Genomic DNA, 23,140 nt, shown 5'->3' on the forward strand with positions numbered 1-23,140 from the left:
GTTAGGCTATCCACTTCCGTGTTGTGCGAAGGGGCATTTCATGAGCGTTGATCCCGCCATAGTCCGTTTCGACCAGCCGGGCCATCGTCTGCACGAGATCAACGCCCGCCTTCGGACGGCGGGACCGGCGGTGCCCGTCGACCTGCTCGACGGTGTCAGGGCGTGGTCGGTCACCCGGTACGACGTGCTGTGCCGCCTGACGAAGGACGAGCGGGTCTCGCGTGACGCGCAACGGCACTGGCCCGCCTTGCCCTCGGTGCCGACCACCTGGCCACTGCACCAGTTCCTCGTCTCGCCGACCGTCCTCAACGCCTACGGGGCCGACCACACGAGGCTGCGAACCGCCATGCAGGGCGCCTTCTCCCCCGCACATGTGCGGGACCTGGAGATCGCTCTGCGTGAGAGGGTTCCGGTTCTGCTCGACTCGCTCGGCACCTCGGGCTCCCGTGAGGTGGTCGACGTACGGGCCGAATACGCCCACGTCCTCGCCGGCGAGACCATATGTGACCTGTTCGGTGTGGATCGGAGCCGGAGGGAGGAGACCAAGGCGGTCATCCACGCCTTCACCGTGCCTTCCCCCGACGCGGACCCGGACGCGGTCACCCACAGCACGCTCGCGTTCCTCCGCTCCCTCCTGCGACCGGGCTCACCGGACCTGAGCCTGATCAGCACCCTCCTCTCGTCCGGCCTCACGGACGAGGAGCGGGTGCTCGCCCTGGCCGTCACCGTCGCCGGTGGTGTGCCCTCGTCGACCGGCTTGATCACCAACGCCGTGCACGCTCTTCTGACCCACCCCGAGCAGCTCTCGTCCGTGACGGGCGGAGACACTTCCTGGGCCGCGGTGGTGGAAGAGACGCTGCGCGCGGACGCCCCCGTCCAGCACATGCCGCTCCGCTACGCCGTGGCGGACATCGACCTGGGTGAGGGCGTCGTGATCAAGCAGGGGGAGGCCATCATCATGGGCTTCGGTGCCGGAGGGCGTGATCCGCAGGTCAACGGCCCCGCAGCGGCCGTCTTCGACGCCGGACGCGAAAACAGGACGCACGTGGCGTTCGGGCATGGCGTGCACCGTTGCATCGCGGAGCCCCTGGGCCGGCTGCTGGCCGTCACGGCACTGTCCGCTCTGTTCGAACGGTTTCCTCAGCTGAGACTCGCCACCCCGAGCGCGGAACTGCCCCTGCTGCCCACCTTCGTCTTCCACGGCAAGGCATCGCTGCCCGTCGTCGTGTGACCAGCCTGCCGGCGGGGGCCTGCCTCAGTGGGTCAGACCTCGGCGGCCCGGGCGGGTGTCGAGGGTCCAGGTGTGGGTGCAGCCGGGGCACTGGAGGTGGACACGGGCGCCCTCGTTGCCGATGAGGTAGCGCCAGTGCGTGGGGCAGTTGCGCCGGGCGGCGCAGGTCACGCAGTCGCGGGCGTCGTCGCAGCCGGGGCACGGCACCCAGGCCCGGCGGGCCCGGTCGGCCTGCGGATCAATGGGAAGTCGCATCGCCCGCGTCCCGTCCCGGCAGCACACCGGCCGCGACCAGCGTGGCGTAGATCCGCTCCTGCTCCGCGTCGAGGCCGGAGTAGAGCAGGGCGTGGGCCGCCTCCTCCGACCGCAGCGCGGCCACGGGGTCCCAATCGGGCCCGAGGGCCGCCAGCACCTCGGCCCGTCGGCGGGCTTCCTCCCGCGTGAGGTCGATGCTGAAGGGCACGTGGTCGCGGCTGGAGCTGTCATCCATGTGGGCGGTGCTTTCACGGGGGGACGTCCTGGCCCAGCCACGTCTACCAGGCGCACTGCTCAGCGTGAAGCGGATGTGACGGATGCCATCGTCCGGGACCTGTGAGCTCAGGCCGCCGTGTCGTCCCGCTGCCCGGGCTCGTCATGGTGCGGGCGGCCCGTCCGGCCGGAGCGCGCGGGGGCGGCCGTGCGTCCCACCGCCGCGGCCAGTTTGCGCAGCCGGCGCCAGTCCAGGCGCGGCGGCAGGTCGGGCACGCCCGGTCGCCGGCGCGGGACGCGCACGCGCAGGGCACGGCGTTCGATGCGGCACCGCACGGGAGTGGTGAGGGTCGTGGCCTCACCGTCGAGGCCGACCTCCAGCTGCGGCTCGTCGGCCTCGATGATGACCTCCTGGGCCGTGTGCGCCCCGAACCCCTGCGGGTCGAGCAGCAGCTCCGCCGCCTCCAGGGCGCTGTCGACCTTCACGGACAGCACGCCGAGCCTGCCGGAGTTCAGCCGCTGACGCCGGCCGAAGCCGAGCGGGTCGTCGATGCGATACGGGTTGTTGCTCACCAGCACGGCCTGCGGATCGGTGAACGTCCTGCCGTCGGCGCGGGCGGTCAGGCGCGGGCCGCGCTGCCGGGTGAGCAGGTCGGGCAGCACTTCCAGTGCCGTACCGACCTTGTCGTCGCGGTAGCCGGGGCTCTGCACGACCGCGCCGTACACCCCGAAGGAGGCGTTGTTGACGAACGGGCGGTCGCCCGCGAAGCACAGGTCGACGCGGAGCTCGACACCGTCCGTCAGCGCGTCGAGACAGGCGGCGGGGTCGTCGCGGTCCAGGCCGAGGTCCATCGCGAAGTGGTTGCGGGTGCCGGCCGAGATCACGAGGAACGGCAGTCCGTGCTCGGCGGCCACCGCCGCGACCAGCGCCTGGGTCCCGTCGCCGCCGGCGACGCCCAGCAGGTCGGCGCCGTCGGCCACGCCCTGCCGCGCGAGCGCGGCGACGTCCTGATGGTGCTCGGGGTCCAGCAGCACCACCTGCGCACCGAGGCTCTCGGCCTTCTCCCGCAGCGCGAACTTCTCGACCTTGCCGCCGCCCGAGCGCGGATTGAGCAGCAGGAACGGGCGTCGCGGGGGCGGGGTGCGGTATTCCTTGAGCCGCCCCTGGCGCAGGCCCGTGCTGCGCAGCGCGTACCGGCCGCACCACACCGCCGCCCACCACAGGAGCCCCGAGACGGTAACCACCCACAGCAGGTTCGCCCGGGCGAAGAGCACGACCACGCCGACGGGGGTGGCGAGGGCCAGCAGGGCGGCGCCGACCCGTACGGGGCCGCGCCGGGACAGGGTCCACCACAGCGCGGCGCAGGTGAGGCCGAGGCCCGCGAGCCCCACGACGAGCAGGATCACGCCCCCCACGCCGCCCTGTGCCAGCGGCAGCAGGAGCGCGCCGGCCACCGCCGCCAGGGCACCCCTGGCGGCCCATGTCTGCCGACGGTGCCGCCACTCGACCGATGTCGCTCCCACAGGTCCCCTCCACCCGCTGCCGGCCGGCGTCGCCGTCCGTACGCCTCCAAGGTCTCATGCGGGCGGACGGCGGCGTAGAGGAGCCGGGGGTGCGTGCGCCGCGCCGTCCGTCCTGGTCCGTTCGAGTGGTGCGTTCCTCCACACGGTCGTAGCGTCGGAACCAGCCGACTCGATCGGCGCGTACGGACGCAGCACGACGGCGGGGAGCAGACATGAAGTGGCACAGCACGAGGGCGGCCGTCACGCTCTGCATGGCGGCGGCGCTCGCGGCGACCCTGGGCACCGCCTCCGGCGCGCCGTCGAGCGCGACCACGGAGCAGCAGGTGAGGGAGCCGGTGCTGGTCGACTGCTTCTGGCGCACCGCGGTACGCCCCGACGACTTCATGCTGGCCTGCGGTGACGGCAACAGCCGTCTCGCCTCCCTGAAGTGGCTGCGGTGGGACGGGGAGGCGGCGATGGCCCGGGGGATCAACTGGGTCAACGACTGCAAGCCGTACTGCGCGGCGGGCCGGTTCCAGTCGTACGCCGTGGAGGTGCGGCTGGAGGACCCCAAGCCGTGGAAGAAGAACCCGGACCTGCGTCAGTACGGCAAGATCAGCCTGACCTACATGGAGGGCAGGCCGGAGGGGTTCCCGAAGGTGGTCGAGTACCCCCTGTGGAGTTGAGCCGAGGCCGGTTCGACCAATACACGCCATTGCACTGAAGGTCCATGCCCCAGCAGGTCCCCGCCAAGAGGGGCCCGCATTGGCATGGACCTGACTGGCATGCCTGGCTAAGCTCTGCCCCAACCCTGTGAGAGCGCTCTCAATTGCGGTTGTTCCACCCCCACCTTGTTGGAACGACGAAGGGCAACTCCCTTGAGACGCAAGCGACTCATGCGTGCCGGTCTGGCCGCCCTGCTCATGCTGGGCACCTGGACCGCCGCAGGAACCCTCCCGGCCGCGGCGAGCGACTCCTCACCCACGGCCGACGCACCACAGGCCTCCGCGGGACTCGTCGAGGCGATGCAGCGGGACTTCGGGCTGACCAGGTCCGAGGCCGAGACGCGGCTGGCGGCCGAGAGCGAGGCGCGCGACATCGCGCCCGCCGCCCGCCGGGCCGCAGGGGCGGCGTACGGCGGTTCGTGGTTCGACGCCGGCAGTGACCGGCTGACAGTGGCCGTCACCGCCGACGCCCCGGCCGCGACCGTACGGGCCGTCCGCTCCACCGGCGCGGCCGTACGCACCGTCGAGCACAGCGCGCGCGAGCTCGACACGGCCGTGGCACGGCTCGACCGGATCGACGCGCCCCGGGGCGTGAGCAGTTGGCACGCCGACCCGGTGGCCAACACGGTCGTCGTCAACGTCGTCGACAGCCGGCGATCCGACAACGATGTCCGCAGGTTCGTCGCCAGCGCCCGCGCGGCCGGTCCGGTCACCGTGGAGACGGTGCCCGCCGCGCCCGGCACGTTCGCGGCCGGGACGGTCGGCGGCGACCCGTACTACACCGGCAACGTCCGCTGCTCGATCGGCTTCTCGGTGCACGGCGGGTTCGTCACCGCCGGGCACTGCGGGGGCGGCGGCGCCGCGGTCCGGGGCTGGGACGGCACGCACATCGGCACGTTCCAGGGCTCCTCGTTCCCCGGCGACGACTACGCCTGGGTCAGCGTCGGCAGCGGCTGGTGGACCGTCCCGGTCGTCCTCGGCTGGGGGACGGTCCCGGACCAGCTCGTGCGCGGCTCGGCCGAGGCGCCCGTCGGCACCTCGATCTGCCGCTCCGGCTCCACCACGCGGTGGCACTGCGGCACCGTGCTGGCCAGGAACGAGACCGTCAACTACAGCCAGGGCGCGGTGCACCAGATGACGAAGACCAGCGTCTGCGCCGAACCCGGCGACTCCGGCGGCTCGTTCATCAGCGGCGACCAGGCACAGGGCGTCACCTCGGGCGGCTGGGGCAACTGCTCCGGCGGCGGGGAGACCTGGTTCCAGCCGGTCAACGAGATCCTCAACCGCTACGGGCTGAGGCTGCACACCGCGTGAGCACCCGGCGGACACGCTGAACGGCACGACACACAGAGGGTTCCGCCGGTCACCCGGCGGAACCCTCCCTGTCTCTCGGTCGGTCGAGCGAGCTCGGGGAGCAATTCGGTGGCGGGGGCGCCTCGTGACTGGGTCGGGGTCCCTGTCCGGCCCCGAGGCGTCAAGACGCCGGCCACCGGTCCTCCGGTGGCACTCCACCGCACGCGTGACACGCCGCCCTTCTACCGGTCTCGCCGGCGTCCGCCGTGTCTGCCTGCGGAGCACCGTCGTCCGGGCTGCCCTCCTCCGGACGACGCATGCCCTGCCGCGTTCGCCCGCGTGGGCGTGGTTCAGCGTGCCGTCCTCCGGTTCCTTCCTCGGCGCCGGAGTACCGCCGTGCCACTCGCCGTCCATCTGCTCCACCCGGCCGTCTTCGCCAGGGAACCTCCGAGTTCATGCTGTCCGGTCTGCCGCCGGCATGGCACTCGACCTTCAGGTGTCCGTCCCGCCGCCGGGACACCGACCCCGGCGTTCGCCGTCGGCATGGTCGTCGGAGCGCCGCTGACGGCCGCGCTGGCCCCCAGCGGTGCCTTGTGGCCGGGGCGTTGGTGATCGGGGGGATCGCGCGGGTCGTTCTCCGGACACTCGACACAAAGGGGCGATCATGGCCCTGTTACGTCTTGGTGACATATGGGACGAAGTTGTGGCACGAATCCAGGGCAACGAACTGTCGGCGCGGCGAGTCGTAGGAGACGTAACGACGGGAAAGCGCACGACACATTGGGGGAAACATGACCGTCCGCGCCCGACTCCGCACCCGACTCGGCATCGCCGCCCTCGCGGCCGGTGCCGCTGTCGCCCTCACCGCCGTCCCGGCCTCCGCCGGCCCGGCCGCCCCCGGCTCACCCCGCTTCCTGGCCCCGGGCGAGCTGCCGCCGCACCCGGCCTCACCCTGGTACGCCGGGCGCGTCACCGCCGGTCAGCCGGACCCCCTGCCGATCTGCGTCGGCGACGCCCTGCCGTCGACCGCCTCGCACCGCACGTACTGGACGGAGTTCGACACCAACGCCCTGCAGGTCACCGTGGTGGAGCGGAACGAGCGGCGGGCGAAGGAGTTCGCCGCGCTGCTGCGCAAGGATCTCGCCGGCTGCGCCAAGAAGCTGATGGAGCAGGACCCCGACATGACGGCGGCCAAGAAGTACTACGGCCGGCTGAACGTCGAGGAGGGCGCCCATGTCTACGGCATCGACACCGCCCACTCCTGGGGCGCCTCCGACATCGCCCTGTTCTCGGTCGGCCGGGACGGCAGGACCGTGACGGTCGTCAAGTGGGCGCAGATGGGCAACTTCCAGCACGCCCAGGTCGCCGATTTCAAGGCGACGACGGTGAAGGCCGTCAAGAAGCTCCACTGAGAGGGCCACCGTCGCGGGCCCGGCACCCACAGGTGCCGGGCCGCATCGGCGTGCGCCGGGGACCCCGGGTGAGTCCTCGAAGGACGCCGCCCGAGTCGTCCTGGTGGACGACGGTGAGATGCCGCTCGGCTCCGGGCGCTTCGAGTTCCTCGGCCACGGCGACGGGCGAGGTCCTCGGCGCTGATCCACGAGCGGCCGTCGGTGGCGGTGGGCAGGGTGTCGGTGCCGCGCCGGTGGCGTCCGGTGCGGACACCGGGTTCGAGCACGGCCGACGGGCTCGGACACGTCCGGTTCGCGCCCCCGTGTGCCTGGCAGGCACGCAACCGGGCGACGCCGGCGAGCGCGACGGTCCGGTACTGGGCGGGCACGTCCGTCGGCTGGCCGCCGCCGGTCCGGAACTGGCACTGGTCCCGGTGACCGGCGCCCACGCCGGGTGGGGTATCCGGCCTGGAGCCGCTTCACCCCCCGCCCGGTGACCCGGGCCATGCTCCATGTGCTCGGCCTCAGGTCACCGGGACGCCCGGCGGACGGGTGAGCCGGTGAGGAGCCCGGCCGACTGGTCGACGGGGGCGAGGAACTCCTCGCGGGACAGCGGCCGGCCGACGATCCGGGTGTCGCCCATCCAGCCGTAGAAGCCCTGCCCGAAGCGCTCGTCGAAGGACGTGGCGCCGAGGATGAAGGGCTTGCCGAGGGTCGCGATGCCGGTCGACGGCTGGGTCGGGTTGCGGGCGATCTTCGAGCCGTCCACGTACAGCACCGTGCGGCGGCCGTCGTTGACCACGGCGATGTGCATCCAGCGGCCGACGGGCACCGCGTGGCTCCACGACGTCGGGTCGGCGTCCTGGCGGTGGGGGTAGACCACGAACTGGAGGAACCGCTCCGGCGACAGGTTGAGGCTGCACGTGGGCTCCAGCGGGGACCATCCGGTGGTCTTGCCCGCGTCGCCGCTGCGGCCCTGCCAGCTGAGGATGCCCATCCAGCTGTGGTCGCCCTCGAAGGGTTCGGGCAGCCGGACGAAGGTCTCGATGGTGTAGCCCCGCATGAACTTCTCGGCGTTCAGGGGCGCCTGTGCGGCGGTGGTCAGGATCGCGCCGCGGTCGGGGCTCTTGCCGCCGTCGAACCGGAGGCTGGCGCGGGCGGGCTGGCCGGGGTGGTGGTCCTCGGACCAGGTGAGCGCGTCGGGTCCGCTGGAGTGCAGCCGGCTGACGGTCAGGTCGTTGCCGTGGCCGGACAGGTCCCGCACGACGACACCGTCCGCGACGGGCGTGCCGGGCGCTCCCGGTGCCCGGGTGCCGGAGGCGTCGAAGCGCCAGTAGGCGAGGGTGCCGCGCGGCATCACCGCGGACGGCGGACGCGGGGCGGGCGGGATGACCGGGGCGAAGCCCGCGAAGCGCTCGTCGAAGTCGATGGTCAGGCTGAACCTGTCGACGTCACCGGTGAGTTCGATCGTCTCGGCCTCCAGCGGCGACCGCTTCTCCGGGTCCCGGGCCAGGAACCAGGGCGAGAAGGTCTCCACGTCGATGACGCCCCGCACGAGGTCGAACCCGTAGGTGCGGATCATCCCGGCGCCGCCGTAGTAGCGGTCCTGGTAGTTGGTGATGTGCACGTGGACATCGTTGTCGGAGTCGTTGACCAGGACCGTGCGCCCGGGGGGCCAGTAGTGGCCGCCCAGCGCGAGGAAGATCTGGTCGTTGCCCCTGATCAGGCCGTTCCAGAGGCGGTCGCCGTTGCCCGACAGCGTCGCCCGGCCCTCGTCGTCCGCCCAGGCGATGTCGTGCGTGGTCAGTACGGCGGGCAGGGTCGGGTGCTTGTCCAGCACCTCCTGCGCCCAGCGCAGCCCCTTGTCCGACACCCGCCAGTCCAGGGCGAGGACGAGCCACTCGCGGCCCCCGGCGCGCAGCACGTGGTACGTGTTGTAGCCGTCGGGCGAGGCGCCCCCGTAGGTGGGCATGGACGCGTAGCGGGCGGGGCCGAACGCGGCGAGGTAGGCCGAGTCGCCGCGCTGGTCGTCCGTCGAGGAGCGGATGTCGTGGTTGCCGGCGAGCACGCTGTAGGGCACCTTGCCGTGCAGGGTGCGGAAGGTGTCGGCGGCGAGTTCGATCTCGTCCTCGGTGCCGTGCTCGGTGACGTCACCGAGGTGCGTCATGAAGGCGATGTTGGCCGAGGCGCGCTCGGCCGCCAGGTAGCGGAAGGTCTCCCGCAGCGGCGTCGGGTCGGCGCTGTCGGCGTCGAAGAGGTACTGCGTGTCCGGCAGCACGGCCAGCGCGAAGCGCGGGCTCTCCGCGTCGAACCGGCCGCCGCGCGCCCCCTCGGAAGCCTGCGCGTGCGCGGCCGCGGGCCCGGCGAGGGCCATGCCGGCCGCGCCGGCCGCCGGCACCGCGACGGCGGCGCGCAGCAACGCGCGTCTGTGTACGGGGTTCTGCTCTTCTCCTGCGCTCATGCCTGCTCCAGGTGTGGTGAGCTGCGTCTGGTCAGGCCGTACGCTGCTCACTCACGCTGGCCGCACGGTGGCGATCAGCTGAACAGGGACTGCGAGGTGCTGGACGTCACACCTCCGACACCTCCCCCACCGGCACCACCCGCCCCTTCTCGCGGCAGCCGGGTGGGTCACCGCTGCGGGCCGCGGCAGCCTTCCGGACCGGCCGTCGGCTCCGTGCGGCAGAAGCAGGACGACGCGATCGGTACGTCCGCCAGGGCGGCGGCGATCTTCAGTTGCTGTGCCACGATCGCCGCCTCGGCCGGCTTGCCCAGCCGCGTCAGGCACTCGTGGAAGCCGCGCAGGGACCACACGTTGCCGGGGTGCTGCTGAGGCCGGGGCAGGGTCCCGTCGAGGCCGAGGTCGGCCCGGTAGACCGCCTCGGCCTCGGCGACCCGGCCCTGTTCGAGCAGCAGGGCGCCGTAGGCGTGCCGGGTGGGCTGCATCCAGCCCCAGGGCTCGTCGTAGGGCAGTCCGTCGTCGAGCGCGATCGACCGTTCCAGCGCGGCGAAGGCCGCCGTGTGGTCGCCCTTGCGGTACTCCAGTTCGCCGTCCAGCATCTCCGAGGCGATGGCGAGGATGTCGGCGCAGGTGTTGTTGAACAGGGTGCGGGACCGCGGGACGCGGGTGAGGGCCTCGCGGAACAGGTGGCGTTCGGCCTCGGCCTCCTCGATCCGGCCGGTCGCGGAGAGGGCGACGCCGCGGGCGTAGTGGAGCATCGCGGTGGTCACGCAGTACAGCCGCGCGTCCTCGGGGAACGGCAGTTCCAGGATGTCCGCCCAGCGTCCGAAGCGGATCAGCACGTGGACCCGCATGGCGAGGAAGCCCTCGAGCCAGTCGGCCATGGGCGGGCTCTGCACCCGCAGCAGCTCCTCCGTGATGGTCTCCTCCAGCTCGGCCGCGGTCGTCAGGGCGGTCCCGTACTGGCCGAGGAACATCGCGCCGTAGATCTTGAAGTGGTAGTTGTGCGAGCGGTACAGGGTGTAGAAGTTCATGGCGCCGGACCGGGCGAGGAACTTCCCGTCGGCGGCGATCGCCTCGCTGTTGCCGGAGACCACCCGCCGGTAGTCGCCGCACAGCACGTCCAGGTGCGAGGGCATGTGCTGGAGGTGACCGGCGTCGGGCACCAGACCGCGCAGCCGGTCGGCTACGGTGAGGGCCGCCTCGGGGGTGGCGGACATCTCCATCAGGTGGATGTACATGTGCAGCACTCCGGGGTGCCGTGCCCCGTCCTCGGTCGCGAGCGCGCGGTCCAGGACGTCCTTGGCCTCAAGGGTGCGGGCGCCCTCCGCCGGCTCTCCGGTGCGGATGTCCCACAGCTGCCAGGGCGTCAGGTTCATCAGGGCGTCGGCGTACAGGGTGGCGAGGTCGAGGTCGCCGGGGGCGAGTGCGTGGACGGCGCGCATGCGGTCGGCGTAGGGCTCGTTCCACACCGAGCAGTCCTCGACGGCCTCCGGCTGCGGATAGCGGGCACGCAGGGCCTCGATCAGGGCGCGTTCGACGGGGGTGGCGCCGGCCGACTTCTCGTGGGCGCGTTCCACGGCGGCGTGGGTGCGGTCGACGGCGCGGACCAGTTCCCGCTCGTCGAAGGCCTCCCAGGGCTTGTTGTAGTTGGGGCCGAGGGCGTAGGCGATGCCCCAGTACGCCATGGCGCAGTCGGGGTCGGCGGCCGCGGCGGCCTCGAAGCAGGAGACGGCCTCCTCGTGGTGGAAGGCGTACGTCCAGACGAGGCCGCGGTCGAACCACACCTGGGCTTCGGGGGACGTGGTCGTCACCGTACGGGTGTGGGTGCCGAGGTCGTAGTAGTCCATCCGTGTCTCCTGTGATCGCGCGGGCGTCGCGGCACCGGCCGGCCGGCGCGCGACCCGCACAATTCTCCGGTGCCGCAGGGCGGTTGGCGGGCCGTACGCACGCACGCGGGACGGTGCTGGCCATGAATTCACCCTGCCGCACCATGAATTCGTAGCGTGGACGTCTCGCCATGACACCGGGCATACGTTCGAGGCCGTGAACCTCGATGACGCCCCTCCCGGAGGCACCGGCCGTCAGCCGGCCTCGTCCCCCACGGCGGCCCCCCACCGCCGAACCCTCCTGCGCGCCGCTCTGACCGGCGGCGCGGCGCTCGGTGCCGGTCTCGTGCTCGACGCCTCCCCCGCGTCCGCCGTCACCGCAGCGCCGCGCCCCCGCCCCGGCACTCCCGCGGAGGCCCTGCGCGCACTGGAGGCGGGCAACCACCGCCGGCGCACGTACCACGAGCGGCATCCGAACGAGTCACCGGTCGTACGACAGGTCCTGACGTCAGGTCAGCATCCGTTCGCGGTCGTCCTCGGCTGCGTCGACTCCCGTGTGTCGTCCGGTCCCGTCTCGCCGCCGAACCCGACCTGGGCGCCAGGGTGACGTCCGGTCAGCTCGCCGTCGTGGGCGCCCGCTACGAGCTGACGACCCAGCGCGTGCACCGCGTCTCCTGACACACCCGAGGGGGCGGACGAGCCCCCCGGCCCGTCCGCCCCCTGGGGTCCCCCGCGCGTCAGCTGGGGTTGTCGCCGTGCGTGAGGGTCTCCCAGGCGACGAAGAGGTTGTTGCTGCCGGACGGACGGTTGCGCTCGGTCAGCGCCTGCGTGTTGGTCATGGCGTGGCCGAGCCGGTTGTGCAGGGCGTTGTAGCCGACCTCGGTGACCGGGCCGAGCCCGAGGTGCAGCGAACCGCCGCACAGCCAGCTCGGGACGCCCTCGCCCATCTCGTACTTGGCCTGGAAGCCGAGCGCGTGCCGCAGCCGCTCGCCGACGTCGGTGCCGTAGAGGTCCTGGCCCTGGATCCGGCTGGTCTCGGCGACGTGGGAAATGGCGGATATGCCGTACCCGGTGTGGGTGAGGTCTCGGCAGGTCTCCTGGGTGAGGCCGGTGACGAACGTGCCCTGGCCCTGCCAGTAGTTGACGATCTTGTCGCGGGTGTTGAGGTTCTGGCTCGGGACCGTCTTCGGCAGGGCACCGTCGGACTCCAGGTAGACGAAGGCGGCGGTGCGGGTGCGGAACTTCGCCATGGCCTTGTCGTACGACGCCTTGTCCTCCAGGAAGACGGAGATGCCGATCGCGGCCTCCATCATCGACAGCTCCCAGTTGCCGTTGGAGTTGGAGCCGTTGATGATCTCGGGGAGGTAGACGTCGCGGAGCATGGTGGCGAAGCGGCCGGAGTTCGCCCAGCCGCCGGTGTACGTGTACTTGATGATCTCGGCGGCCTTCGGCCAGGAGGAGCCCGCCCAGCCCGTCTGCAGCGGGGCGTTGCTGTTGGTGTGGTCGCGGATCACCGCGGACCAGGCGTCCATCAGCTCGATGGCCGTACGGGCGTGCCGGTCGTCGCGCGTGATGTACCAGGCGAGCGCGTGGGTGTACGCGGCGATGGCGTCCTCGCGCTCGTCGGTGCAGCCGTAGTTGGGGTTGGAGTAGGAGCCGCACTCGACGACCGCGCGGGGCTTGGGTACGCGGTTCAGGTCCGCGTACTTGCTCGCCATCATCCGGTCGAAGGCGTTCTTCCAGGGCTGGGCACCGGCGTTGACCTTGCCGCGGGTGAAGTCCAGCTGGCCCTTGGAGACGGTCACGCCGGGGTGGACGAAGGTGGCGGGGGCGGCGTCGGCGCTGGGTGCGCCGGGCCCGGCGACCAGGGTGGCCACCAGGGCGGCGGCCGCGGCGGTGGTCACGGCGGGGAGCGGACGGCGGGACCTGCGGCGGGGACGAACGGGGGCGTCTGTCATGGGGGGGGTCCGTTCTCGTATGTGAACGACAGGTGTGTAGCTGAACGCGCACACTGGCCGTGACCATAGGTACGGACCAGCCTTCCGTCAAGACGCAAGGAAAGAAGAGGTGTTGGGCGGCGGCGCGCGAAAAGTTACCCATAGGCATGTCGTGACTTCGGATGCCAACGGCAGTAGAACCCGTTTCGATTCACTCGAAATCGAGGAGTGCCGTATGAGCGCTGACCTCCAGAACAGAGGCCCACTAAACGGAATCTCCCGCCGCCGATTCATTGCTGGAACAGGTTTCATTTCGGGCGGCGTTGTGCTCGGTGGCCACCACTCGCCCGCCCTGGCGGCCCCGCGGCACATCGCCGCCGTGATCGAACCGGGCGCCCGCATCCCGGTCCTGGTGGTCGGCACGGGGTACGGCGGCTCGGTCGCCGCCCTCCGGCTCGCCCAGGCCGGCGTCGATGTGCACATGGTCGAAATGGGAATGGCCTGGGACACGCCCGGCCCCGACGGAAAGATCTTCGCCAACACGACCAGCCCCGACCACCGTTCGTACTGGCTGCGCACCAGAACCAAACAGCCCCTCAGCAACTTCCTGGGCTTTCCGCTCGACAAGAACGTCCCTCGCTACACGGGAATTCTCGACGCCGAGGAAATGGGCGGGATCACGGTCTATCAGGGACGCGGAGTCGGCGGTGGATCACTGGTGAACGGCGGCATGGCCGTCACACCGAGGCGCGAGAACTTCGGCGCCGTCCTGCCGTCCGTCGACGCCGACGAGATGTACGACGTCTACTACCCGCGTGCCAACGCCGAACTCGGCGTCGGCACGATCGACCCGGTGTGGTTCGAGACCGCCGCGTGCTACCAGTACGCCCGGGTGGGGCGGAAACACGCCCAGCGGTCCGGTTTCCCCTTCGTCTTCGTCCCGGACGTCTACGACTGGGAGTACATGAGGCGAGAAGCCGCCGGAACGGCCCCGAAATCGGCGCTGGCCGGTGAGATCCTCTACGGCAACAACCACGGCAAGAAGAGCCTCCAACAGACCTATCTCGCCCGGGCCCGGGCGACCGGAAAGGTCACCATCTCCCCGCTGCACAGAGTGGTGTCCGTCACTCCCGCGTCCTCGGGCGGCTACTCCGTCAACATCGAGCAGCTCGACACCGGAGGCGGCGTCACGGCCACGAAATCGGTCACCGCGGCCCGGGTGTTCTTCGCCGCCGGCAGCGTCGGCACCAGCAAGCTCCTGGTCCGGCTCAAGGCCCAGGGCGCGCTGCCCGGCCTGAACGGCGAGATCGGCAAGGGCTGGGGCGAGAACGGCAACGTCATGTGCGGACGGGCCAACCACATGTGGGACCCCACCGGTGCCCTGCAGTCCTCGATCCCCACCGCGGGAATCGACAACTGGGCCGCCGGCGGAGCCTTCGCGGAAGTCGCGCCACTGCCCACCGGAATCGAGACGTACGCCTCCTTCTACCTGTCGATCACCAAGAATCCGCACCGCGCCGAGTTCACCTGGAACGCGGCGAGCGGAAAGGTCGAACTCAACTGGCGGACGGCCTGGAAACAGTCGTCGATCACCATGGCCAAGTCGATATTCGACCGGATCAACGCGAAGGAGGGCACGATCTACCGCACCGACCTCTTCGGCGTGTACAAGATCTGGGGCGACCACCTCACCTACCATCCGCTGGGAGGTGCGGTGCTGGACAGGGCGACCGACAACTACGGTCGCCTGCACGGCCATGCGGGCCTCTACGTGGTCGACGGGGCGCTGATTCCGGGCCAGCGTGAACCCCTTCGTCACCATCACGGCGCTCGCCGAACGGAACATCGAGGAGATCATCGCCACCGACCTCTGACCCGCCTCAACGCTGGGGCAGGACACAGACGCCGTCCAGCCCCAGCACATGGTTGAGCCGCCCGAACGCCAGCCAGGATCCGATGCTCATACTGAGCTCCACGATCTCCGCCTGGCTGTAGTGGGCCGTCATCCGGCCCCAGAACTCCTCGTCCAGGCCGTGGTGGTCCAGGGCGTAGCGCTCGGCGTACTCGGCGGCCAGGCGGGTGCGTGCGTCGAAGGCGTCCGTGGCCCGCCAGGCGGTGACCGCCTCCGCGAAGCCGTCCTCCACCTTCTGCCCGTCGCGTTCGGTACGCCAGTCCAGGCAGAAGACGCAGCCGTTTACCTGTGCGATGCGCAGCCGCGCCGCCTCGAACTCCCGCAGGCCCAGGCTGGTGTGGGCGTACACGGCCAGCGAGAAGTTCGACGCCGCCATGCCTATCTCGGGGACCATGTCACCCCACACGTAGGGGATGGGGTCCGCTCCGTCGGGGATGTCGATGCGCAGGGTCATCGGTCAGGTCCTTCCCAGTCGGCCGGCCGCGGGGCGCAGCGGGACGTCGAGCGCGTCGTAGAGGCCGGGCTTGGCCTCGGTGAGCCAGTCGACGGCGTTGACCAGCCGGCCGGCCGCGGTGGCGTTGCCGCCCGCCGACCGGTTGCCGCCCTCGTCGCTCGCCTCGACGGTGACCTCGATGCGGGGGCGGCCCTCGACGACCACCCGGTGTGCTCCGGCACCGCCGTCCGGGGGCTGCGGCCAGTCCGGGGCGCAGGAGGCGTGGATGCGGGTGACGTGCTCGACGACGATGCGGGGTTCCCCGCCGACGAGGCCCTGCACCTCGAAGCGCACGGCGCCCTGGGTGCCGGCCGCGAACTCGCCCATGGTGGGTGTGGTGACGGTGGCCTCCAGCGGGCGCCGCTGAAGCGTCTCGCGGATCTCGTCGAGTTCGACGCCCAGGCCCCGGGCCATCATCCGCAGCTGGCCGCCCCACACCATCATCGGTACGCCCTCGAAGAGCATCGGCGGCTGGTGGTCCATCGGGTGCCCCATGCCGACCAGATGCCGTACCGAGTCCTCCTGGTCGTACGTGGAGTAGTCGAAGATCTCCTGGCAGCGGACCGCCTCGATGCGGGAGCCGAGGCCGGTGACCAGCAGGGGCAGGAGGTCGTTCGCCCAGCCCGGGTCCACGCCGGAGACGAACAGGGATCCGCCACCGGCCGCGACGGCCTCCACCAGCGGCTCCCTGATCTCGGGCGGGGCGCCCCGGTGGTCGTACATGCCGTAGACGGACGGTGTGACGACGACCGCCCCGGCCCGCACGGCCCGTTCGAGGTCCCGCAGGGCCTCGTCGGGCCGGATGTCGCCGGGGGCCGCGTAGACGACCGCACGCGGACCGGACGCGAGCACCGCGGCGACGTCGTCGGTCGCCGCCACGCCCAATGGGCGGCCCAGGTCGCTCAGGTCACCCGCGTCCCGGCCGACCTTGGCCGGATCGGCGACCAGGACGGCCACCAGATCCAGCGACGGATGGGCGTCGACGGCGCGGATGGCCGCGCGGCCGACATTGCCCGTACCCCACACAACCGTGGAAATCATGGGCGGAGGGTAACGAGGCACGGCAAAGGTTCCCAGAGCCGTGCAGGGAGATCTTTCCGGCCCGAATGGGGATCTTCACGACCCCCTCCGACTCAGCGGGACGGGCCTCCGCGGCGCGGGGTTCAGGCCCGCGGCGGCTTCATCGCCACGTCCAGGTAGAACGTGTCGATGCTGCGGACCGCCTCCTCGAACTCCGCCAGGTTGACGGGCTTGGTGACATAGGCGTTCGCGTGGTGGCGGTAGGCGCCGGAGACGTCGTCGGGGGCCGCGGACGTGGTCAGCACCACCACCGGAATGGTGCGCAGGTCCGGGTCCTCCTTGACGACGGCCAGGAACTCCCGGCCGTTCATGCGGGGCATGTTCAGGTCGAGGACGATCAGGTCGGGGCGCTGGTTCGCCGGATCGCGCAGATACTCCAGCGCCTCGATGCCGTCGGCGACCTGGGTGAGGTTGCGGGCGCCGCGTTCGGCCAGGGCGTCCTGGATGAGCATCGCGTCGGCGATGTCGTCCTCGACCAGCAGCACGTCGTAGGGGCGGATGGGGGCGGGGACGGACATGGCTATGAACTCCGGGAAGCGGAAGGGGTGTGACGTGGGGTGGCGCTGGTGATCAGACCCGGCCAGCGGCGCCGGGCTCCTTGCCGGCTCATGCCGGAGGCCCGGCCGATCTCGGGGTAGCCCGCACCGGCCGCCGCCGCGGCGCGGGCGGCACGATCTGCCAACTGCTGCGCCACCCGTTCCACCTGAACGAGCACGAGCAGCTGGGCGAGTGCCTCGTGGCGTGCCGAGCCGGTCCGGTCGTCCGGACCGGCCGGCTCCGGCAGCGCGTACCGCGCGCAGCGCAGGGCGAGTTCGTCGACCGCCTCGGTGACGAGATCGGTCATCTCCCCTTCCGCCTGGGGCAGAGAGAAGTGGGAGGCAGACATGGCACCACCCTAAGGGGCCCTCACCAGCCGCGACAACATCTGTTGTCCGACCTGGGTAAGGTGCCTTCCGCAGGGGGGCCTCGACGCGGCCCTGTCAGACGCGAAGGAGTTCAGCAGGCCGTGATGAACGAGCAGCCGCCCGGCGCCCGCAAGGTCACAGCGGGCTGGACCACCCGCCGCTGGCTGCGGGTGAGCGTCGCCGTCACCCTCGCGGTGCTGGCCGTGCTCGGCTCCCTCGGCGTGTGGGCGATGGCCCGCACGTCCCAGCTGACCGAGCAGATCGTGGACCGGCGGGGCCCCGCACTGACGTACGCGGTACGGCTGGAGACCGCGCTGGTCAACCAGGAGACCGGCGTGCGCGGCTACGGCCTGTCCGGCGAACGGGACTTCCTCCAGCCCTACGCGCAGGGTGTGACCGAGGAGAGGGAGGCGCTGCGGCAACTGGAGGCGCTGCTCTCGGACGCCCCGCGTGCCCGTGCGGAGCTGGCGACGGTACGGAGGCTGTCCGGCCGGTGGCAGAACGACGTCGCCGTGCCCATCGCGAGCGCGGCCCCCGCTCGCGCCGTGTCGATCGCCTCGGGCCGGGTGACGCAGGGCAAGGCCAGCTTCGACACCCTGCGCGACGCGCTGACCACGCAGCAGACGCACCTGGGCGAGGAACGGGCCGCCGCCTCCAGCGAGCTGCGGCGGGCCGCGCATCTGCGCAACTGGACGTTCACGGTGATCGCGCTGGTCATCGTGCTGGTGGCCGCGCTCGCCTTCGAGGCGCTGCGGCGCGGCATCACCAGCCCGCTCGGCCGGCTCGGGCAGACGGCGCGGGAAGTGGCCGAGGGCCGTTTCGAGCGGCCCATCGCCATCACCGGCCCCGCCGATCTGCGGCAGCTGGGCTCCGACGTGGAGTCGATGCGCGGGCGCCTGCTTCAGGAGCTCGAGTTCAGCGAGACCTCCCGTCGGCTGCTCGACGAGCAGGCCGCCGACCTGCAACGCTCCAACGCCGAGCTGGAGCAGTTCGCCTACGTCGCCTCCCACGACCTGCAGGAGCCGCTGCGCAAGGTCTCCAGCTTCACCCAGCTTCTGCAACGGCGGTACGGCGGGCAGCTCGACGAGCGGGCCGACCAGTACATCGCGTTCGCGGTCGACGGGGCCAACCGCATGCAGGTCCTGATCAACGACCTGCTCGCGTTCTCCCGGGTCGGGCGGGTGCTCAACGACCACGAGGAGGTCGACCTGGAGGCCGTCGTCGGCCACGCGCTGGACAATCTCAGTGTGGCGATCGAGGAGAGCGGCGCCGAGGTCACGCACGACCCGCTGCCCAAGGTCGTGGGCGACGCGACCCAACTGGGCATGCTCTGGCAGAACCTGCTGTCGAACTCCGTCAAGTTCCGCCGGCCCGACCGGACACCACAGATCCGGATCAGCGTCCGCGCCGACGGGGAGGGCCTGCGGGAGTTCGCCGTGACGGACAACGGCATCGGTATCGAGCCGGGCTTCCAGGAGAAGGTCTTCGTCCTCTTCCAGCGGCTGCACACCCGGGACGCCTATCCGGGCACCGGCATCGGGCTGGCCATGTGCAAGAAGGTCGTGGAGTTCCATGGCGGAACCATCCGCATCGACCCCGATCACACGGCCGGTACCCGTGTCGTGTTCACCCTTCCCGTTGAGCATTCCGCCACGGCGGACGGCGCGCGAGAGGCACAGCCGTGACAGAGACAGCCGTCGAGCAGGAAGCGCCGTACCGCATCGTCCTGGTCGAGGACGACGACGGCGATGCCCTGCTGGTCGAGGAACTGCTGTACGACACGGAGCTCCCGCACACCCTCGTGCGGTGCCGGACGCTGGCCGAGGCACGCGTCGAACTCGTGGCACGCCACCACGACTGCGTGCTGCTCGACCTGCATCTGCCCGACGCCCTCGGCCTCGACACGGTCGAGGCGATCCAGCGGACGGACACGCATGCCGCGGTCATCGTGCTCACCGGCCTGGCCGAGTCTCACGCGGGCGTGGACGCGCTGGCCGCCGGCGCCCAGGACTACCTCGTCAAGGGAAAGGTCGACCCGGACCTGCTGCAACGGGCCGTCCGCTACGCCGTCCAGCGCAAGCAGGCCGAGCGGGCCAGCGCGGATCTCCAGGTCGGACGGCTGCGGGCGCAGGAGAACGCGCGACTGGAGCGCGGGCTGCTGCCCACGCCGATCCTGTCCACCGCCTCGGTCACCGCCACCAGCCGCTACTTCCCCGGGCGGGAACAGGCGCTGCTCGGCGGTGACTTCCTGGACGTCGTGCAGACCGACGACGGACGGGTCCACGCCATCATCGGCGATGTCAGCGGGCACGGCCCGGACGCCGCCGCCCTCGGCGTCTGCCTGCGGATCGCCTGGCGGGCGCTTACGCTGGGCGGTCACCGCGACCACCAGCTGCTGCATCTGCTGGAGCAGATCCACACGGCGGAGCGCACCGGCAGCGACCTCTTCACCACCTGCACGCTCATCACCCTGGACCCGGCGGCGGCGACGGTCACCCTGCACCTGGTGGGCCACCACGAGCCGCTGCTCATCGGGCCCGCCGGCGCCGAGGTCGTGTCCGCCCCGCACGGCATCGCCCTCGGCATCGTGCCCGGGCTCGGGCAGTGGCCGTCGACGACGCTGCGGCTGCCGCCGGACGGTGCGCTGATCGCGTACACCGACGGCCTGATCGAGGGGTACGAGGGAGACGACCGGGACCGGCTCGGGGTCGACGGGCTGCTGCGGATCCTCGACGAGACGCGGGAGAGGAACCCCGGCAGGCATCTCGACCAGCTGATCGGCCGGGTCCGTGGCCTCAACGCCGAGCGGCACACCGACGACCTGGCGATCCTGCGCCTGGACTGGACGGCGCTGCCTGGCCGGGTGGCCGGTGGCGGGGCCGGGCAGCGGACGGTGCCGGAGCAGTCGTACGGGCGCGTGGGCGGCTCCTGAGGCCATGGGAGAGCCGACCGGCGGCTCCGACCGCGGTGAGAGGGCGGCAGGGCCATGATCGCTCGGTCGGACGTCGGCGACGTTCGAGCGGTAGGCTGCGTGAAGGGCTGCCGAGCGGGTGCTCGGCCGGCGCCGTACCGCCCAGTGACCGGTCGGAACAGGCAGTGGTCGGGTCCGAGGTCCGGTTCCGGTGGTCGGCCTTCGGGCGCCTTGCGACGCGAAGGCACGAGGAGCGGGACGGTGGACACGGATGGACTGGCGCGCGTTCGCCGAACAGATGGCCGAGCTGGCCCGGCATCTGCTGGCGCAGGGCTCCACGCAGGAGACGCTCGACGCGATCTCCGAGCGGGGTGTCGCGCTGATCGAGGGCTGCGACGCGGCCGGCGTCCTGGCCGTGCGCAAGGGCCGCGCGGTGACTCTGGCGGCCTGCGGGGACATGGTCGTGGAGTCCGACCGCCTGCAGGGCGAACTGGGTGAGGGCCCGTGCTTCGACGCGGCCCGGCGCGTCAACGGGGAGCGCCTGTTCCGGATCACGGACATGAGCAAGTCGCAGCCCGACTGGCCACGCTTCGCCCCCGCCGCCCGTGACCTGGGCGTGGGCAGCATGATGGGTTTCCTGCTCTACACCAAGGACGACGACTTCGGCGCCCTGAACCTCTACTCCGGACGGCCCGGCGCCTTCACGCCCGAGATGGAGACGGCCGGATGGCTGCTCGCCTCGCACGCCGCCGTGGCGCTGGCCAGCGCCCGCACGGTCGACCAGCTCGAACACGCCATGGACACCCGGCACGCCATCGGCGAGGCCATGGGCATCCTGCGCGAGCGCCACCAGATGAGCGAGGAAGCGGCGTTCGACGTGCTCAAGCGCATCTCCCAGACGCACAACGTCAAGCTCCGCGACGTCGCCCAGTCGATTCGCACCCGGGCCGTCCCGGAGCGCTGACGCCGGCTCGTCCCCCGTGTTGCGAAGACCGGTGCCCGGAATGCCGGCGGGAGCGATTCAGCCGAGGGCGAGTGGGGGTACCTGGAGGGCAGGGCGCAGCCGGTGCCGCGGAATCGGCTTCGCCAGGTGTCGTGGTTCGGACCAGAGCCACGACACCGCCGCGTTCGGCGCCGACGCCCCGGGCACTCTTAGGACGGCGCGTACGGGTTACTCGGGCTCCATGGCGAAGCTGCATCTCCCAGGTCACAAGGATCAGCGCGACGGAGAGAATCCGGCGCCGGAGGAGGCCGGTCCCCGGCCCGAGGTGGAAAGGGCGGCGCCCGACTCGCCGGCGAAACTCACCAAACGGTCGTGGGTGGCGGTGCTGAAGGGAAGCCTGCGTGAGTTCAAGGACGACGAGCTGACCGATCGGGCGGCGGCCCTGACCTACTACACGATGCTGTCACTGTTCCCCGCGCTGCTGGTGCTGGTGTCGCTGCTGGGCATCGCCGGCCGGTCGGTCACCGACCGGCTCCTGGACAGCCTCCAGCAGTTCGCTCCTGGCGCCGGCCGGGAGATCATCACCCAGGCCGTGCGGCAGCTGCAGAACAACGCCGGCGTCGGCTCGCTCCTGGCCGTCGTCGGCCTGGTGCTGGCCGTGTGGTCGGCGTCGGGCTACGTGGCCGCGTTCATCCGCACCTCCAACGTCGTGTACGACGTGCCCGAGGGCCGGCCGATCTGGAAGGTCCTGCCGGTCCGCGTCGGAGTGACCGTCGCCCTCATGGTGCTGGCCCTGATCAGCGCCGTGATCGTGGTCTTCACCGGCGGTCTGGCGCAACGGGCCGGGGACGCAATGGGCCTCGGCGACACCTTCCTGACCGTGTGGTCGATCGCCAAGTGGCCCGTCCTGGTCGTCCTGATCACGCTGATGATCGCGATCCTGTACTGGGCCTGCCCGAACGCCAAGGTCAGGGGGTGGCGCTGGATCACTCCTGGCAGCTTCCTGGCACTGCTGGTCTGGATGGCCGCGTCCGCGGGCTTCGCCTTCTACGTCGCCAACTTCGGCTCGTACAACAAGACGTACGGCACCATGGCCGGCGTCATCATCTTCCTCATCTGGCTGTGGGTGACCAATCTGGCCATCCTGCTCGGCCTGGAGTTCGATGCCGAGACCGCACGCCAACGGGCCATCGCCGGGGGCCATCCGGCCGAGGCCGAGCCGTACACCGAGCCGCGTGACACCCGTGCCTGGGACGAGCAGGACCGGCAGAGGGTGGACATGCCCGAGGACCGCAGCTCCTGACCCGAGCATCCGCAGCTCCTTCGGGGGACGGGCCCGGTGGCCCGGCCCCCGGCGCCGTGTCTACGACGCGTCACCGCGATCCCGGCGTACCAGCCGTGTCAGCAGTGGCCACGCCAGCAGTACGACGACCACGGCGTACACGGTCACCGCGAACGGGGTGTTGACCAGGCCGGTGACGCTGCCGTCGCTGATCTGCAGGGCGCGGCGCAGCTGCTGTTCGGCGTGGGGGCCGAGGATGACGCCGATGACGGCGGGGAGCACGGGCAGCCCGTAGCGGCGCATGCCGAACCCGATCAGACCGATGATCAGCAGGATCACCAGGTCGACGGCCTCGCCGCCGACGGCGTAGGCGCCGACCGAGGCGAAAAAGAGGATTCCCGCGTACAGATACGGCCGTGGAACGCGAAGCAGCTTGGCCCAGAGCGGCGCGAGCGGCAGGTTGAGGGCGAGCAGCAGCACCATGCCGACGAACAGCGAGGCGATCAGGCCCCACACCAGCTCGGGTTCGCGTTCGAAGAGCAGCGGGCCCGGCTGGATGCCGTACTGCTGGAAGGCGGCCAGCATGACGGCGGCGACCGCGGTGGTCGGCAGGCCCAGCGTCAGCATCGCCACCAGGGTGCCCGCCGCCGAGGCCGACGCGGCGGACTCGGGTCCCGCCACGCCCTCGATGGCGCCCTTGCCCCACTCGTCCTTGTGCCGGGAGAGGCGCTTCTCGGTGACGTAGGAGAGGAAGGTGGGGATCTCGGCGCCGCCCGCCG

19 protein-coding genes and 3 pseudogenes are annotated in these 23,140 nt (G+C 71.3%); 10 read left to right on the forward strand and 12 right to left on the reverse strand.

The window, feature by feature from the left end; genetic code table 11:
- The first annotated feature begins 40 nt into the window (after positions 1-40).
- Positions 41-1,231, forward strand: a complete 1,191-nt coding sequence (locus AB0O67_RS17090) for a cytochrome P450 (protein WP_365450745.1) — start codon at positions 41-43, stop codon at positions 1,229-1,231.
- A gap of 24 nt (positions 1,232-1,255) precedes the next feature.
- Here AB0O67_RS17090 and AB0O67_RS17095 read toward each other — a convergent pair whose 3' ends face one another.
- From AB0O67_RS17095 to AB0O67_RS17105, 3 genes are all read right to left on the reverse strand, one after another.
- The gene (locus AB0O67_RS17095; protein ID WP_365450747.1) at positions 1,256-1,486 is read right to left on the reverse strand and encodes a hypothetical protein; all 231 of its coding nucleotides are present in this window, start codon (positions 1,484-1,486) and stop codon (positions 1,256-1,258) included.
- Complete coding sequence (locus tag AB0O67_RS17100; RefSeq protein ID WP_365450749.1) at positions 1,470-1,721, reverse strand: DUF6400 family protein; 252 nt, start codon at positions 1,719-1,721, stop codon at positions 1,470-1,472. Before AB0O67_RS17100 ends, AB0O67_RS17095 begins: the two co-directional genes overlap by 17 nt.
- A gap of 107 nt (positions 1,722-1,828) precedes the next feature.
- Positions 1,829-3,223: a diacylglycerol kinase family protein gene (locus AB0O67_RS17105; protein WP_365450751.1), complete on the reverse strand. Its 1,395-nt coding sequence runs from the start codon at positions 3,221-3,223 to the stop codon at positions 1,829-1,831.
- A 212-nt stretch (positions 3,224-3,435) separates the two neighbouring features.
- Here AB0O67_RS17105 and AB0O67_RS17110 point away from each other — a divergent pair, with 212 nt between their 5' ends.
- From AB0O67_RS17110 to AB0O67_RS17120, 3 genes are all read left to right on the forward strand, one after another.
- The gene (locus AB0O67_RS17110; RefSeq protein WP_365450753.1) at positions 3,436-3,888 is read left to right on the forward strand and encodes a hypothetical protein; all 453 of its coding nucleotides are present in this window, start codon (positions 3,436-3,438) and stop codon (positions 3,886-3,888) included.
- 192 nt (positions 3,889-4,080) lie between these two features.
- On the forward strand, positions 4,081-5,241 hold the full coding sequence (locus tag AB0O67_RS17115) for a S1 family peptidase (RefSeq protein WP_365450755.1): 1,161 nt from the start codon (positions 4,081-4,083) through the stop codon (positions 5,239-5,241).
- 770 nt (positions 5,242-6,011) lie between these two features.
- Positions 6,012-6,632, forward strand: coding sequence for a hypothetical protein (locus tag AB0O67_RS17120; RefSeq protein WP_365450757.1), 621 nt, complete (start codon positions 6,012-6,014; stop codon positions 6,630-6,632).
- Between the two features lie 103 nt (positions 6,633-6,735).
- Here AB0O67_RS17120 and AB0O67_RS17125 read toward each other — a convergent pair.
- The 3 genes and pseudogenes from AB0O67_RS17125 to AB0O67_RS17135 form a co-directional block, all read right to left on the reverse strand.
- Positions 6,736-7,000, reverse strand: a pseudogene (locus AB0O67_RS17125) (hypothetical protein); the annotation flags it as partial.
- Between the two features lie 140 nt (positions 7,001-7,140).
- On the reverse strand, positions 7,141-9,072 hold the full coding sequence (locus AB0O67_RS17130) for a LamG-like jellyroll fold domain-containing protein (RefSeq protein WP_365450759.1): 1,932 nt from the start codon (positions 9,070-9,072) through the stop codon (positions 7,141-7,143).
- Between the two features lie 167 nt (positions 9,073-9,239).
- Positions 9,240-10,919 (reverse strand): hypothetical protein, encoded by a 1,680-nt coding sequence (locus AB0O67_RS17135; protein ID WP_365450761.1) that lies wholly within the window; start codon positions 10,917-10,919, stop codon positions 9,240-9,242.
- A 292-nt stretch (positions 10,920-11,211) separates the two neighbouring features.
- Between AB0O67_RS17135 and AB0O67_RS17140 the strand changes: the two are divergent.
- Positions 11,212-11,576, forward strand: a pseudogene (locus AB0O67_RS17140) (hypothetical protein).
- A 59-nt stretch (positions 11,577-11,635) separates the two neighbouring features.
- Here the strand turns inward: AB0O67_RS17140 and AB0O67_RS17145 are convergent.
- Entirely contained in the window at positions 11,636-12,856 is a 1,221-nt protein-coding gene (locus tag AB0O67_RS17145; protein ID WP_365450763.1) for an alginate lyase family protein, read from the reverse strand.
- A 379-nt stretch (positions 12,857-13,235) separates the two neighbouring features.
- On the opposite strand from AB0O67_RS17145, the pseudogene AB0O67_RS17150 reads away from it, so the two are divergent.
- Positions 13,236-14,709: pseudogene (locus AB0O67_RS17150) on the forward strand (GMC oxidoreductase).
- A 6-nt stretch (positions 14,710-14,715) separates the two neighbouring features.
- On the opposite strand, the gene AB0O67_RS17155 reads toward AB0O67_RS17150, so the two are convergent.
- From AB0O67_RS17155 to AB0O67_RS17170, 4 genes are all read right to left on the reverse strand, one after another.
- Entirely contained in the window at positions 14,716-15,195 is a 480-nt protein-coding gene (locus AB0O67_RS17155; protein ID WP_365450783.1) for a carboxymuconolactone decarboxylase family protein, read from the reverse strand.
- 9 nt (positions 15,196-15,204) lie between these two features.
- Complete coding sequence (locus AB0O67_RS17160; protein ID WP_365450765.1) at positions 15,205-16,281, reverse strand: dihydrodipicolinate reductase; 1,077 nt, start codon at positions 16,279-16,281, stop codon at positions 15,205-15,207.
- A gap of 122 nt (positions 16,282-16,403) precedes the next feature.
- Positions 16,404-16,838 (reverse strand): response regulator, encoded by a 435-nt coding sequence (locus AB0O67_RS17165; protein ID WP_365450767.1) that lies wholly within the window; start codon positions 16,836-16,838, stop codon positions 16,404-16,406.
- 2 nt (positions 16,839-16,840) lie between these two features.
- The gene (locus tag AB0O67_RS17170) at positions 16,841-17,206 is read right to left on the reverse strand and encodes a hypothetical protein (protein ID WP_365450769.1); all 366 of its coding nucleotides are present in this window, start codon (positions 17,204-17,206) and stop codon (positions 16,841-16,843) included.
- Positions 17,207-17,329: 123 nt separating this feature from the next.
- On the opposite strand from AB0O67_RS17170, the gene AB0O67_RS17175 reads away from it, so the two are divergent.
- From AB0O67_RS17175 to AB0O67_RS17190, 4 genes are all read left to right on the forward strand, one after another.
- A complete protein-coding gene (locus AB0O67_RS17175) occupies positions 17,330-18,910 on the forward strand; it encodes an ATP-binding protein (RefSeq protein WP_365450785.1) in 1,581 nt (526 codons plus the stop codon).
- Entirely contained in the window at positions 18,907-20,157 is a 1,251-nt protein-coding gene (locus AB0O67_RS17180) for a SpoIIE family protein phosphatase (RefSeq protein WP_365450771.1), read from the forward strand. The genes AB0O67_RS17175 and AB0O67_RS17180 overlap by 4 nt, the downstream gene beginning before the upstream one ends.
- Before the next feature lie 250 nt (positions 20,158-20,407).
- Complete coding sequence (locus AB0O67_RS17185; protein WP_365450773.1) at positions 20,408-21,100, forward strand: GAF and ANTAR domain-containing protein; 693 nt, start codon at positions 20,408-20,410, stop codon at positions 21,098-21,100.
- A gap of 220 nt (positions 21,101-21,320) precedes the next feature.
- Positions 21,321-22,382: a YihY/virulence factor BrkB family protein gene (locus tag AB0O67_RS17190; protein WP_365450775.1), complete on the forward strand. Its 1,062-nt coding sequence runs from the start codon at positions 21,321-21,323 to the stop codon at positions 22,380-22,382.
- Positions 22,383-22,442: 60 nt separating this feature from the next.
- Here AB0O67_RS17190 and AB0O67_RS17195 read toward each other — a convergent pair.
- On the reverse strand, positions 22,443-23,140 hold a 698-nt coding region (locus AB0O67_RS17195; RefSeq protein ID WP_365450777.1), incomplete at its 5' end, for a tripartite tricarboxylate transporter permease.

The organism is Streptomyces sp. NPDC086077, assembly GCF_040686175.1.
GTDB lineage: Bacteria > Actinomycetota > Actinomycetes > Streptomycetales > Streptomycetaceae > Streptomyces.